9 protein-coding genes, 1 tRNA gene and 2 pseudogenes are annotated in these 14,145 nt (G+C 70.8%); 10 read left to right on the top strand and 2 right to left on the bottom strand.

Features of this window, described 5'->3' with window-relative positions; all coding sequences use genetic code 11:
• The first annotated feature begins 48 nt into the window (after positions 1-48).
• The 10 genes and pseudogenes from recF to BJF79_RS20135 all read left to right on the top strand — a co-directional run bounded on the left by recF (position 49) and on the right by BJF79_RS20135 (position 12,064).
• Positions 49-1,172, top strand: a pseudogene (recF, locus tag BJF79_RS20090) (DNA replication/repair protein RecF).
• 480 nt (positions 1,173-1,652) lie between these two features.
• Positions 1,653-2,225, top strand: coding sequence for a DUF721 domain-containing protein (locus BJF79_RS60800; protein WP_262402305.1), 573 nt, complete (start codon positions 1,653-1,655; stop codon positions 2,223-2,225).
• Positions 2,226-2,376: 151 nt separating this feature from the next.
• On the top strand, positions 2,377-4,326 hold the full coding sequence (gene gyrB / locus BJF79_RS20100) for a DNA topoisomerase (ATP-hydrolyzing) subunit B (RefSeq protein WP_075899521.1): 1,950 nt from the start codon (positions 2,377-2,379) through the stop codon (positions 4,324-4,326).
• An 88-nt stretch (positions 4,327-4,414) separates the two neighbouring features.
• Positions 4,415-6,927 (top strand): annotated as a pseudogene (gene gyrA, locus BJF79_RS20105) (DNA gyrase subunit A).
• 42 nt (positions 6,928-6,969) lie between these two features.
• Positions 6,970-7,722, top strand: a complete 753-nt coding sequence (locus BJF79_RS55615; RefSeq protein ID WP_075899523.1) for a hypothetical protein — start codon at positions 6,970-6,972, stop codon at positions 7,720-7,722.
• A gap of 40 nt (positions 7,723-7,762) precedes the next feature.
• Positions 7,763-8,089: a DUF3566 domain-containing protein gene (locus tag BJF79_RS20115; protein WP_143220049.1), complete on the top strand. Its 327-nt coding sequence runs from the start codon at positions 7,763-7,765 to the stop codon at positions 8,087-8,089.
• Positions 8,090-8,190: 101 nt separating this feature from the next.
• Positions 8,191-8,264: transfer RNA gene (locus BJF79_RS20120), tRNA-Ile, on the top strand.
• 271 nt (positions 8,265-8,535) lie between these two features.
• Complete coding sequence (locus tag BJF79_RS20125) at positions 8,536-9,888, top strand: TrkH family potassium uptake protein (RefSeq protein WP_075899527.1); 1,353 nt, start codon at positions 8,536-8,538, stop codon at positions 9,886-9,888.
• Positions 9,889-10,023: 135 nt separating this feature from the next.
• Positions 10,024-11,409 (top strand): TrkH family potassium uptake protein, encoded by a 1,386-nt coding sequence (locus BJF79_RS20130; protein ID WP_410050115.1) that lies wholly within the window; start codon positions 10,024-10,026, stop codon positions 11,407-11,409.
• Entirely contained in the window at positions 11,402-12,064 is a 663-nt protein-coding gene (locus BJF79_RS20135) for a potassium channel family protein (RefSeq protein ID WP_187357026.1), read from the top strand. The genes BJF79_RS20130 and BJF79_RS20135 overlap by 8 nt, the downstream gene beginning before the upstream one ends.
• 273 nt (positions 12,065-12,337) lie before the next feature.
• Here the strand turns inward: BJF79_RS20135 and BJF79_RS53510 are convergent, their stop codons facing one another.
• Complete coding sequence (locus tag BJF79_RS53510; RefSeq protein ID WP_075899531.1) at positions 12,338-13,774, bottom strand: hypothetical protein; 1,437 nt, start codon at positions 13,772-13,774, stop codon at positions 12,338-12,340.
• Positions 13,767-14,129, bottom strand: a complete 363-nt coding sequence (locus BJF79_RS20145) for a hypothetical protein (RefSeq protein ID WP_075899533.1) — start codon at positions 14,127-14,129, stop codon at positions 13,767-13,769. Before BJF79_RS20145 ends, BJF79_RS53510 begins: the two co-directional genes overlap by 8 nt.
• Positions 14,130-14,145: the final 16 nt, after the last annotated feature.

A 14,145-nucleotide genomic window follows, 5' to 3' on the forward strand; every position in this document is an offset into this window, starting at 1 on the left:
TCCTGGGGCGGGCGGGGCACGGGGCGGGAGGCTCTACGCTCGTGTCCCGTGCACGTCGCCCACCTCTCGCTCCAGGACTTCCGCTCGTACGCGACCGCCGAGGTCGCGCTCGAGCCGGGGGTCACCGCGTTCGTGGGGCCGAACGGCCAGGGCAAGACGAACCTGGTCGAGGCCGTCGGGTACGTCGCGTCGCACGGCAGCCACCGGGCCGCGACGGACGCGCCGCTCGTCCGGCACGGCGCGCCGCGCGCGATCGTCCGGGTCGGGGCCGTGAAGGACGAGCGCAAGGCCCTCATCGAGCTGGAGATCAACCCCGGGAAGGCGAACCGGGCGAGGTTGAACCGGTCCCCCGTCCCCAGGCCGCGCGAGATCCTGGGGATGGTGCGGACCGTGCTGTTCGCCCCCGAGGACCTCTCGCTCGTCAAGGGCGACCCGGGGGAACGGCGCCGGTTCATGGACGAGCTGCTGACCGCGCGCGCGCCGCGCTTCGCGGGCGTCCGGGCCGATTACGACCGGGTGCTCAAGCAGCGCAACGCCCTGCTGAAGTCGGCGGCGGCGCACCGGCGCGCGCCGGGCCAGGAGGTCCTCGCGACCCTGGACGTGTGGGATTCCCACCTCGCCCGGACGGGCGCCGAGCTGCTGGCTGCGCGGCTGGATCTCGTGGGCGCGCTCGGCCCCCTCGTCGCGCGCGCGTACGCGGCGCTGGCCCCGGGCAGCGACGCGGCGCACCTGCGGTACCGGAGTTCGCTGGGCGACGCGGAGTTGTCCACAGACCGTGGAAAACTCGCCGAGCAGCTGCTCGCGGCCGCGGCGGACACGCGGAAGCAGGAACTGGAGCGGGGCGTCAGCCTCGTCGGCCCGCACCGGGACGAGCTCGTCCTCGGCCTCGGCGAACTGCCGCGCGGGGCTACGCGAGCCACGGCGAGTCGTGGTCGTTCGCGCTGGGGCTGCGGCTCGCCGCGTTCGACCTGCTCCGGACCGACGGCGACGACCCGGTGCTCATCCTCGACGACGTGTTCGCCGAACTGGACGCGGGCCGGCGCAGCCGCCTCGCCGAGATGGTGGCGCCGGCCGAGCAGGTCCTGATCACCGCCGCCGTCCCCGCCGATGTGCCGGACGAGCTGACGGGCGCGACGTTCGCGGTGTCCGACGGCCACGTCGTCCGGGACTGACGGACCGACGGACCGACGGACGCGCGAACGGCGCGCGAACCATACGCGCACCACACGTGAACGACACGCGCGGGCGTCGCGCGTGGACGGTTCGTTCGGACGGGTGTCGGCGGTTCCGGCGAGAATGGTCGTCCACAGGCTGTGGGGAGGAGGGTGACATGAGCGAGGATCCACAGGATGTGGACGGGCCCGACGCGGCTTCGGAACCCGGCGGGCCCGGCGGGCCCGGCGAAGGTAGCGAAGGCGGCGAGTCCGCCGAGTCGACCGAATCGTCCGAAGCCGTCGATCAGATCGCGGCGTCCGGGAAGTCGGGGATCGAGCTGGCGCGGGAGGCGCTGGCCCAGGCGAAGGCGGACGCGATCAAGCGCGGCACCCTCCCCGGGCACAAGAACCGCCGCAAGGGCGGCGGCCTGCCGGTGCGGAACCGGGATCCGGGGCGCGGCGGCGACGAAGCCGTTCGGGGCCGCGATCCGCGATCTGATGGCGACACGCGGGTGGGAACAGCGGGCGGCGGTCGGCGGCGTGTTCGGCAACTGGGCGGCGATCGTGGGCCCCGAACTGGCCGAACACACCCGGCCGGAGCACTTCGAGGACGGCGAGCTGACCATCGCCGCCGACTCGGCGACGTGGGCCACGCAGCTGCGGCTGCTGTCGTCCAATCTCGTGCGGCGGCTGAACCAGGAGCTGGGGCACGGGACGGTCCGCCGCGTGAAGGTGGTCGGGCCGGGTCGGGCCCGCGCCGCGGCGGCGCGTGGCGCGCGCGCTGACGCGCGCCGAATCGCCGACCGAATCGCCGACCGAATCGCCGACGCCGAACCGTCCGCCGGGCCGAACACGCCGGGCCGTCCAGGGCCGCCGGAGGGCGAACCTTGTCAGTGCCGGGTGAGAACATCTGTTCGGGATGCAGGGCGACGAGTTCGGCGACGAGCGCGCCGTAGGCCAGAGAACCCCCCTGGAGGAATGGGGGGATGTGCCTCCGGTTCCATGGGGCCGCCACACGTGCACACAGGGCCGCATGAGTGCCACTTTTCGCCGTGCGACCCGGTAGAATGACATCGGGTACAGGATGCTGCGCCGCCGTGGGGTGCCCGGGGCTCTGGACAGGTGTGAACAGAGCCCATCAGGCGCCCACATGTGTGTTACGGGGCACACCGCGCTCCCTCCGGGCGCGGGGCGGCAGACATCCCCGGCAGGAGGATCTCCTTTGGCGTACGACGCTAGTTCGATCACTGTCCTCGAAGGTCTTGAGGCGGTGCGCAAACGCCCGGGCATGTACATCGGATCGACGGGTGAGCGCGGCCTCCACCACCTTGTCTACGAGATCGTGGACAACGCCGTCGACGAGGCCCTGGCGGGCTTCGCCGACGACATCGTGGTGACGCTGCTGGCCGACGGCGGCGTGAGCGTGCTCGACAACGGGCGCGGCATCCCGGTCGGCGAGCACCCGGTGGAGAAGCGGCCGGCCATCGAGCTGGTGCTGACCACGCTGCACGCGGGCGGCAAGTTCGACGGCAAGTCCTACGCGGTGTCCGGCGGCCTGCACGGCGTCGGCTCGGCGGTGGTGAACGCGCTGTCCACCCGTCTCGAGGCAGAGGTGCGCACGGACGGTCACGTCTGGCGGCAGTCCTACAACTGGCGTGGCCCGGAGACGGAGCTGCGCAAGGGCGAGGCGACGACGGAGACCGGCACCCGCATCACCTTCTGGCCGGACCCCGAGATCTTCGAGACCCTCGAATGGAACTTCGAGACGCTGTCCCGGCGCATGCAGGAGATGGCGTTCCTGAACCGCGGGCTGTCGATCACCTTGCGGGACGAGCGTCCCGATCACTCCAACGGTGACGGGGAGGGCGAGCCGCACGTCGTCCGGTACCACTACGAGGGCGGCATCGAGGACTTCGTCCGCTACATCAACGCCCGCAAGGAGGCGGTCCACGAGTCGGTCGTCTACTTCGAGGACCACACCGAAGGCATGTCGGTCGAGATCGCCATGCAGTGGAACTCGTCGTACGCCGAGTCGGTGCACACCTTCGCCAACACGATCAACACGGCGGAGGGCGGCACCCACGAGGAGGGGTTCCGGGCGTCGCTCACGACGATCGTCAACCGGTACGCCCGCGACAAGGGGCTCCTTCGCGACAAGGACGACAACCTGACGGGCGAGGACGTCCGCGAGGGCCTCACCGCGATCATCTCGATCAAGCTGGCCGACCCGCAGTTCGAGGGCCAGACGAAGACGAAGCTCGGCAACACCGAGGCGAAGTCGTTCGTCCAGCGCGCGTGCAACGTGTACCTGCGCGACTGGTTCGAGGAGAACCCGGGCGAGGCCAAGGAGATCATCAACAAGGCGTCGCAGGCGGCGCGCGCGCGGGTCGCGGCACGGCAGGCGCGGGATCTGACCCGCCGCAAGAGCCTGCTGGAGACGACGTCGCTGCCCGGCAAGCTGTCGGACTGCCAGTCCACCGACCCGAGCCGGTCCGAGCTGTACATCGTCGAGGGCGACTCGGCGGGCGGCTCCGCCAAGGGCGGCCGCGACCCGCACTTCCAGGCGATCCTTCCGATCCGCGGCAAGATCCTGAACGTCGAGAAGGCGCGGATCGACAAGATCCTCAAGAACACCGAAGTGCAGGCGATCATCACGGCGCTGGGCACCGGCGTGCACGACGAGTTCGACGTCTCCCGGCTCCGGTACCACAAGATCATCCTGATGTCGGACGCCGACGTGGACGGCCACCACATCAACACGCTGCTGATGACGCTGCTGTTCCGGTTCATGAAGCCGCTGATCGAGGCCGGCCACGTGTACCTGTCGCAGCCCCCGCTCTACAAGATCAAGTGGGACGCGCGGGGCAACGAGGCCGACTACGCGTTCTCCGACTCCGAGCGCGACGCGGTCATCGAGGCCGGGATCGCCGCGGGCAAGCGCGACCCGCGCCCCCGCGACCTCGTCCAGCGGTTCAAGGGTCTCGGTGAGATGAACGCCAACGAGCTGTGGGACACCACGATGAACCCCGCGAAGCGGGTCCTCCTCCAGGTGCAGCTCGACGACGCGGCGCAGGCGGACGAGCTGTTCAGCGTCCTCATGGGCGAAGAGGTCGAGCCCCGCCGCGAGTTCATCCAGCGCAACGCCAAGGACGTGCGCTTCCTCGACATCTGAGGCGCGGGTGCGGGCCGGGCTCCCAGCGGCCTGAACCGCAGCGGCGACCGTACTTCCTTCCCTTCCAGCAGCAGAAGAGGTCATCAGAGTGACGGACGTGACGACGGCGGGCGGAGACCCCGGCGAGCGGATCGAACCGGTCGACATCCAGGTCGAGATGCAGAAGAGCTACCTCGACTACGCGATGTCGGTCATCGTCGCGCGCGCGCTTCCGGAGGTGCGAGACGGCCTGAAGCCGGTGCACCGCCGCGTCCTGTACGCGATGTACGACGGCGGCTACCGGCCCGACCGCGGGTACTTCAAGTGCGCGCGCGTCGTCGGTGACGTCATGGGGAACTACCACCCGCACGGCGACTCGGCCATCTACGACGCGCTGGTGCGGCTGGCGCAGCCGTGGTCGATGCGCTACCCCCTGGTGGACGGCAACGGCAACTTCGGTTCGCGCGGCAACGACCCCGCGGCGGCGATGCGGTACACCGAGTGCCGCATGGCGCCGCTGGCGATGGAGCTGCTGCGCGACATCGACAAGGAGACCGTCGACTTCACCCCGAACTACGACGGCCGCTCGCAGGAACCGGACGTCCTGCCGTCGCGCTACCCGAACCTGCTGGTCAACGGGTCCGCGGGCATCGCCGTCGGGATGGCGACCAACATCCCGCCGCACAACCTGCGGGAAGTCGCCGAGGGCGTCCGCTGGTACCTGGACAACTACGGCGCGACGGACGAGGAACTGCTCGACGCGCTGATCGAGCGGGTCAAGGGCCCCGACTTCCCGACCGCCGGGCTGATCGTCGGCCGCAAGGGCATCGAGGACGCCTACCGCACCGGCCGCGGCTCGATCACCATGCGGGCCGTCGTCGAGGTCGAGGAGATCCAGGGCCGCAACTGCCTCGTCGTCACCGAGCTCCCCTACCAGGTCAACCCGGACAACCTCGCCCTCAAGATCGCCGACGGGGTCAAGGACGGCAAGCTGGACGGCATCGCGGACGTCCGCGACGAGACGTCCGGACGGACCGGGCAGCGGCTCGTCATCGTCCTCAAGCGGGACGCGGTCGCGAAGATCGTCCTCAACAACCTGTACAAGCACACCCAGCTGCAGGAGACCTTCGGCGCGAACATGCTCGCGCTGGTCGACGGGGTCCCCCGCACGCTCCGGCTGGACCAGTTCGTCCGGTACTGGGTCGCGCACCAGATCGACGTCATCGTCCGCCGCACCCGGTTCCTGCTGCGCAAGGCCGAGGAGCGCGCCCACATCCTGCGCGCGCTGCTGAAGGCCCTCGACCGCATCGACGAGGTCATCGCGCTGATCCGCCGCTCCCCGTCGGCGTCGGAGGCCCAGCAGGGCCTGATGAACCTGCTGGAGATCGACGAGATCCAGGCGCAGGCCATCCTGGACATGCAGCTGCGCAAGCTCGCCGCCCTGGAACGCCAGCAGATCACCGACGAGTACGACAAGCTCATGGCGGAGATCGCCGACTACAACGAGATCCTCGCGTCGCCCGAGCGGCAGCGACAGATCGTCGGGGACGAGCTCGCGCCGATCGTCGAGAAGTTCGGCGACGAGCGCCGCACCCAGATCATCCCGTTCGAGGGCGACGTGTCCTACGAGGACCTGATCGCCGAAGAGGGCGTCGTCGTCACCATCACCCGCGGCGGCTACGCGAAGCGGACCCGCACCGACCTGTACCGGGCGCAGAAGCGCGGCGGGAAGGGCGTGCGCGGCGCGCAGCTGAAGCAGGACGACATCGTCGACCAGTTCTTCGTCACCACGACGCACCACTGGATCCTGTTCTTCACCAACAAGGGCCGCGTCTACCGGGCCAAGGCGTACGAGCTGCCGGACGCCGGCCGCGACTCGCGCGGGCAGCACGTCGCGAACCTGCTGGCCTTCCAGCCGGACGAGCACATCGCCCAGGTCATGGACCTGCGCGACTACGAAGTGGCGCCCTACCTCGTGCTCGGCACCAAGAAGGGCCGCGTCAAGAAGACGGCGCTGCGCGACTTCGACTCGCCCCGCACCGGCGGCATCATCGCGATCAACCTGGTCGACGACGACGAGGTGATCGCGGCGCGGCTCGTCTCCTCCGACGACAACCTGCTGATGGTCTCGACCGGCGCCCAGGCGATCCGGTTCCGCGCGGACGACGAGTCGCTGCGTCCGATGGGCCGCGCCACGTCCGGCGTGATCGGCATGCGTTTCGAGGAAGACCAGGAAGTCCTCAACATGCTGGTCGCCCAGGGCGGCGGGCAGGACGTGCTGGTCGCGACCGAGAACGGCTACGCGAAGCGCACGCCGGTCGACCAGTACCCCCTCCAGGGGCGTGGGGGTAAGGGTGTTCTCACGGCTAAGATCGTGGAAGCGCGCGGCATGTTGGTAGGGGCCCTGATGGTCGGCCCGGACGACGAGGTGTTCGCGATGACGTCCAACGGCGCGTCATCCGCACCACCGCCGCCGAGATCAAGCAGTCCGGCAGGCAGACCATGGGCGTGCGCCTGATGAACCTCGCGGACGGGGACAGCGTGGTGGCCATCGCGAGGAACGTAGAGTCCATGGATGACGCAGAGGAAGCCGAGAGTGGCGAGAGTGCCGACGGCGAGTGACGGAGCCGGCCTCGTACCGCCACTGGGCCAGGAGGACGACACGTGAGCACCGAGCCCGGCGAAAGCAAGGGCGGCTCCGGCAAGGGGAGCGCGAAGAAGCCCGGCGGCAGGACGGTGGCGGCCGCCTCCGCCAAGCCGGGCCGCGACGAGGCGAAGGCCGACATCGAGACGGGGGCGGACGAGACGAGGACCGACCTCGCGAAGGTCGAGGACGAGCCGAAGTCCGGATCGAAGTCCGGATCGAAGTCCGGATCGAAGGCGATCTCGGACGACACGGTCGTCGACCGCCCCGTGTCCGGTTCGTCGAACTCGACGGGTTCGAAGAACTCGACGAATTCGACCGGTTCGTCGGGCTCTAAGTCCGCCGGGGCCAAGGGCTCCGCGAAGGACGCGTCCGGGACGAGCAACTCGACGAGCGGTTCGTCGAGCGGCGGTTCGTCGAGCGGCTCCTCGGCCGGTTCGTCCGGTTCGTCCGGCGGTTCCGACTGGGCCAAGCCCGCCGAGCCCGCCGCCTCCGTCTCCGCGGGCCGCACCGAGCAGCCGTCCGCGCCCGCACCGGCGCCCGCGCCCGCACCGCAGCCCGCACCGCCCCCGTCCGCCGCGGCGGCCCCGCCCGTCCCCGTGCGGGTGCAGGCCGTCGGCGTCCGGGCCCGGAGCGTCGTCCCCATCGTCTCCCGGCGGCTTCGCGGGCACCGTCCTGCGCGACCGTCCGGCCGCCGGCGCGGGCCAGTCCGGCGCGTCCGGCAAGCCCGGCGGCAAGGGCGGCAAGGGGGGCGGCGGCAAGCCGTCCCGTAAGGCGCAGCTGCAGCTGGCCCGCCTCGAGCCGTGGTCGGTGATGAAGTTCAGCTTCGTCCTGTCGGTGGTCTGCTTCGTCGTCCTGCTGGTCGCGGTCGTGATCCTCTACATGATCCTGTCCGGCCTCGGGGTGTTCGACGCGCTCAGCGAGACGATCAACAGCCTCACCGAGGAGCAGGACGGTTCGTCCGGCGGCGTCGACGCCGCGGGCTGGTTCTCGTTCTTCCGCGTCTTCGGCTACACGGTGCTGGTCGGTGCCCTGAACGTCCTGCTCATCACGGCTTTGTCCACGATCGGGTCCGTCATCTACAACCTGGCGGCCGACCTGGTGGGCGGCGTCGAGGTGACCCTCAAGGAGGCCGAGTAGTTCCGGCGCGCGCGCTCCGCCGCGGCCGTCCGCTATCGATTTCCGGTTGCCGCTCCAGATGCGGTAATCTCCTGTTGCGCAGCCAAGGACGGCCGCAGTGCGGGCCTGTAGCTCAGTCGGTTAGAGCGCATCCCTGATAAGGATGAGGCCGGAGGTTCAAGTCCTCCCAGGCCCACCGCACAGAAACCCCCTCCCGATATCGGGCGGGGGTTTTTGACGTAGTAAGAGCCCAGAGCCGGCCACGCCGTCGACGGACCGAGCGACTCCGGGGCGTCTCGCTCTGTCCTGGCGCCGCCTCGTGTCTCGGGGCGCGCGGTTCGGGGCCGGTCAGGGGCGGAATGCCGGTACGGTCGGCGCGTGCGATGTGTGGTGGCATGCCGGACAGGTGATGCGGTCCGGGCCCGGAAGCGGGCCGGGGCCCGGGTCGGCTGCGCGGGGGCGGACGGTTGAAGCCTCGCGGCGCCGCCCTGCTGGAGCGGTTCCAGCACCCGGCGCAGGTCGTCGTCAGCGGGTTCGGGATCACCATCCTGATCGGGACGGCGCTGCTGTCGCTGCCGCACGCCACCGCCGACGAGCCCGCGGCCGACCCGGTCGACGCGCTGTTCACCGCGACGTCCGCGGTGTGCCTCACCGGGCTGATCACCCAGGACACCGCCTCGCACTGGTCGCTGTTCGGCGAACTCGTGATCCTCGGACTCATGCAGGTCGGCGGCCTCGGCCTGATGACGGTGGCGACCCTCTTCGGCATTCTCCTGTCCGGACGGGTGGGGCTGCGCGCGCGCATGGCGGCCCAAGTCGAGACGAAGACGCTGCAGATGCCGGACGTGCGCCGCGTCGTGCGGAACGTCGTGCTGTTCAGCCTGACGTGCGAGGCGCTGGTCGCGGTCGTCCTGGCCGGCCGTCTCGCCTGGGCCTACGGCGAGCCGCCGGGGAAGGCCGTCTATCTGGGCGTCTTCCATTCGGTGTCGGCGTTCAACAACGCCGGGCTGGTGCTGTGGCGGGACAGCCTGATGGGGTTCGTCGGCGATCCGTGGATCTGCCTGCCGATCTGCGCGGCGGTCATGATCGGCGGGCTCGGTTTCCCGGTGGTGTTCGAGCTGGCGCGCCGGTGGCGGCGTCCGCGCACGTGGTCGATCCTGACCCGCGTCACCGTCGGGACGACGACGGTGCTGCTCGTCCTCGGCGCGTTCGTCCTGACCGCCCTGGAGTGGAACAACGACGGCACGCTGGGCACGCATCCGCGCCCGACGCGGTGGCTGGCGGGCGCCGTGCTGTCGGTGATGCCCCGCAGCGGCGGGTTCAACAGCGTGGACACGTCCCAGATGCGGCCGGAGAGCTGGCTGGTGACGGACGTGCTGATGTTCATCGGCGGCGGCAGTGCGGGGACCGCGGGCGGGATCAAGGTGACGACGTTCGGGTTGCTGGCGTTCGTCCTGTGGGCGGAGATGCGCGGGGACGTGCACGTCAACGTGGGCACCCGGCGGCTGCCGCCGGGGACGCCGCGGCAGGCGATGGCGATCGTGATGCTGAGCGCGGGGCTCATCACGGTCGCGACGATCGTGCTCATGTCGCTCACCGGCCACGCCCTGGACCAGGTGCTGTTCGAAGTGGTGTCGGCGACGGCCACGGTCGGGCTGTCCACGGGCATTACGGGCGACCTGCCGATGTCCGGTGAGGTCATGCTGGTCGTGCTGATGTTCGTCGGGCGCATCGGCCCGCTGACGCTGGCCACGGCCCTCGCGCTCCGCAAGCGGACGAGGCGGTACGAACTGCCCGAGGAGCGGCCGATCGTCGGCTGACGCCGCGCGAAGGCGGCACGGGGGTCGTGCGCCGCGCGGCAGCGACCGTCCCACCGGAATTTGCCGGTACCTTCACATGTCGGGCCGAAATGCGACTTGTCGGCCTCTTAATGTGGTTCGCGTGGAGAGAAGGACGTGGTTCGGCGGGTTCGGTTGCCGCGGCGGGGGCTGAAGCCCCGGGGGTCGGTGCTGCTGGAGCGGTTCCAGCATCCGGCCCAGGTCGTCGTCACCGGGTTCGCGTTCATGATCCTCGTCGGGACGCTGCTGCTGTCGCTGCCCGCCGCGCGCCAGGGCCCCGGGAGCGCCCCGCTACTGGACGCGCTGTTCACCGCGACGTCCTCGGTGTGCGTGACCGGCCTGATCACCGTGGACACGCCGGTGTACTGGTCGACGTTCGGCGAGATCGTCATCCTGTGCCTGATCCAGGTCGGCGGTTTCGGCTTGATGACCCTGGCGACCCTCTTCGCGATCCTCCTGTCCGGACGGGTGGGGCTGCGCGCGCGCATGGCGGCCCAGGCCGAGACGAAGACGCTGCAGATGCCGGACGTGCGCCGCGTCGTGCGGAACGTCGTCGTGTTCAGCTTGAGCTGCGAAGCGGTCATCGCGGTGCTGCTGACAGCCCGGTTCGCGTTCGGGTACGACGAGCCGCTCGGCCGCGCCGCGTACCTGGGCGTCTTCCACTCGGTGTCGGCGTTCAACAACGCGGGGTTCGCGCTGTGGTCCGACAGCCTGATGGGGTTCGTGACCGACCCCTGGGTCTGCCTGCCGATCTGCGCCGCGATCATCGTCGGCGGGCTCGGTTTCCCGGTGTGGTTCGAGCTGGCGCGCCGGTGGCGGCGCCCCCGGACGTGGTCGATCCTGACGCGGGTCACCGTCGGGACGTCCGTCGTGCTGTTCGTCGGCGGAACGCTGGTCCTCACGGCGCTCGAATGGAACAATCCGGACACCTTGGGCGGGCTTTCGCGGCCGTCGCGGTGGCTCGCCGGGTTCGTCATGGCCGTCATGCCGCGCACGGCGGGGTTCAACAACGTCGACGTCGCCGAGATGCGGCCGGAGAGCTGGCTGGTGACGGACGTGCTGATGTTCATCGGCGGCGGCAGTGCGGGGACCGCGGGCGGGATCAAGGTGACGACGTTCGGGCTGCTGGCGTTCGTCCTGTGGGCGGAGATGCGCGGGGACGTGCACGTCAACGTGGGCAACCGCCGGCTGCCGCCGGGCACGCAGCGGCAGGCGATCGGTATCGTCCTGCTGGCCGTCGGGCTCGTCGCGGCCGCTACCGTCTCCCTGCTGATCCTCACCGCTCACACCCTGGACAGGGTGCTGTTCGAGGTGGTGTCCGCGTTCGGCACGGTGGGGATGTCCACAGGGATCACCGCCGACCTGCCCGCGTCCGGTCACATCCTGCTGATCGTGCTGATGTTCGCCGGGCGCATCGGCCCGCTGACCATGGCCACCGCGCTGGCGCTGCGCAGACGCGTGCGGCGCTACGAACTACCGGAGGAGCGACCCATCGTTGGCTGACAGCAGGAAAGACCCCGTCGTGGTGATCGGCCTCGGCCGGTTCGGCACCGCGCTCTCCCTCGAACTGGCCGAGCGCGGCACCGAGGTGCTCGCGATCGATCACCGGCCCAAGGTCGTCCAGGCCCTGTCCGGACGGCTGACGCACATCGCCACCGCCGACTCGACCGACATCGACGCGCTCCGCGAACTCGGGGTCGGCGAGTTCTACCGCGGCGTCGTCGCGATCGGCGGCGATCTGGAGGCCAGCATCCTGACGACGTCCCACCTGGTCGAGCTGGGTGTGGACAACATCTGGGCCAAGGCCGTCACGCACCAGCACAAGCGCATCCTGGAGCGGATCGGCGCGCACCACATCGTGCTGCCCGAGCACGACATGGGCGAGCGCGTCGCGCACCTGGTCAGCGGCCGGATGCTCGACTACGTGGAGGTCGACGAAGACTTCGCGCTCGTGAAGACGCATCCGCCGCAGGACATCGAGGGCGTTCCCCTGGGAGAGACGCGCCTGCGCTCCCGGCACGGCGTCACCGTCGTGTGCGTGAAGTCGCCGGGCGAACAGTTCACGTACGCGACCGCGGACACCGTCCTGCAGTACAGCGACGTGATCCTGGTGGCCGGCCCGATCGCGAAGGTCGAGAGCTTCGCCGACCGGGCTTGACCGCGCGTCCGTCCGCCGGTGTGGCCGGTGGCGGCGGCTGGGGAAAACGGTGATCCTGGGGATTTCCTGGGGACGACGCTGGGGACAGCGCCGTCCCGGGACTGTGGAGCAAGTTATTCACAGATTGTGGACAAGAGTCAGGCGCATCCTTCTGGCCAGGGCAGATGCTGTTTCCCCAGCAGGCGGGGCCAATGCGAACCGGTGGATAACTGCGCGTCACCGTTTGTCCACGCCTGGGGATAAGAGTTATCCACAGGTTGTGGACATCCGTGTTCACCGGTCGAGGCCGAGGTACCAGCGCACCGTCCGGGCGTTCCTCTCCCCGAGCACCGGCTCGGCCGACGCGAGCAGCTCCCGGACGCGCCGACGCGTCTCGGCACGCGGAACGGCGTAGTTCTTCGCGGCGTCCGTGCGCAGCCACGCGCCGAGGTCGCTCCGGCCCAGCGCGGCGAGCTCCGGATCGTCCGAGTGCAGCAGCAGGAGATCGGCCTCCACGCGCGGCCAGGAACCGCGCGCCGCCGACAGCACGAACGCCGCCCGCCGCACATGGCGGGGCCATCCGGGGGCGGACAGGAGGTGCCGCAGCCGCCGGTCCGGCAGGACGCGCCCACCCTCCCCGCGCAGGATCCGCGACACGGCGCGGACGACGACCGGCGCCGGATCCACGAACATCGGTGCGAGCGTCGCCGCCGGGCCGCCGAGCCGGTGGAACGCCCGGACGGCCTCGGCGCGCAAGCGCGGACGCGCGTGCCCGAGGTACGGCTCGACCAGCGCCAAGTCCCCGGCCGTGCCGCACTCGCCGAGCCCCGCGACCCTGCCCCGCGCCCCGGCGGCGTCCGCTTCCGGCTCGCGATAGCGGACGGCCGGGTCGACGCCCGCGCGGCGCGCAGCCCACTGCGCGGTGGCGCGCAGCGGCGCCGAGTTCGCGGACATGAACGGCAGCCCGTGTTCCGGGTGCCCGAGCTTCACCAACTCGGTGAGCGCGGCGACCTGAACCGGAACGGACTTCGCACCCAAGAGTCGTTGCAGCGCCCGGACGTCCCGTCCTTGGGCGACCCGCTCGGCACACCGCAGGCGGGCGACCGGGTCCGGCTCGTCCAAGGCGGCCTTGACGATCGCGTCCGTCGGAAGGGTTTCATCCTCAAGCCAGAGGTCGTACGCAAGACGGCGCGTAGGGAGGTGCGCAGCCGAACGTGCCCCATGGACATCCCGCATGGCCTCGCTCATCACTTCGACGGCGTGACCCCCACGGGTCCAGTCGCGCATAGCCAGTGCGACGCCCACGGCAGGGAGCGTCGGCGGCTCGGCCAGCGCGCGCGCCAAGACGGCACGGGCCCGCTCCCTGACCGGCCGCACCCAGTCGGCCGTCCGGATCACGAGAACCGGCAGCAACCGCGGGTCGGTCTCCATGCACGCGCGCGTGAGGGCCGCCTCGCGCCGCCGTCCGTCCCCGGAACACGCCGCGACGAGTGCACCGAGGGCGCCCGCGCCGCGGGCGCCCGCGCCCTCCGGTCCGGTACGGCCGTACGCCCACCACGATCGCAGCGCCACGTCCAGGCGCAGCCACGTTCGCGGCGTGACGTCCGCCAGGCCGTCCAGCGCCCGCTCGGCGGCCTCGGGCGGCCCCGCCGCGACACCGAGCAAGTGGTCCGCCAGCTCCCACCCGGCGCCGCCACGGCCCTCGTCGACCGCCCTGATCAGCTCACGCACCGTCGCCCTCCGCCGCGTGGAACTCGCGCACGACCTCGATCCGGCCGACGATATGGGCGTTGAACTCGGCGAGCTCCTCCGCGGGCACCCACAGCTCCAGGATCGTCCGCCCGCCGGCCTGCCGGACGGGATAGCGCTCGGCGAACGCGGCGTCGACCTCGAACCGCGTCACGTATCCGGACCCGTGCGCCGGGACGTTCCAGTCCCGCGCGATCTTGATCGCGTAGTCCTCGTCGAGGACGGGATAGAAGATCGGCTGGTCCGGCAGCCGCGGCGGCCACGCACGCCATCCCGCGGCGCGCAGCAGCTCCAGCTCGGCCGGTCCGACGGGTCGCCACAGCGTCAACGTGCTCATCCGCCGAGTCTGTCCG

The organism is Actinomadura sp. CNU-125 (assembly GCF_001942465.1).
GTDB lineage: Bacteria > Actinomycetota > Actinomycetes > Streptosporangiales > Streptosporangiaceae > Spirillospora.

What these genes read in the sequence shown, in the direction of transcription:
- BJF79_RS60800 (WP_262402305.1), top strand. Translation starts at nt 1,653, where the DNA reads ATGGCGACACGCGGGTGGGAACAGCGGGCGGCGGTCGGCGGCGTGTTC.
- BJF79_RS20115 (WP_143220049.1), top strand. Translation starts at nt 7,763, where the DNA reads ATGAAGTTCAGCTTCGTCCTGTCGGTGGTCTGCTTCGTCGTCCTGCTG.
- BJF79_RS20145 (WP_075899533.1), bottom strand. Translation starts at nt 14,129, where the DNA reads ATGAGCACGTTGACGCTGTGGCGACCCGTCGGACCGGCCGAGCTGGAG.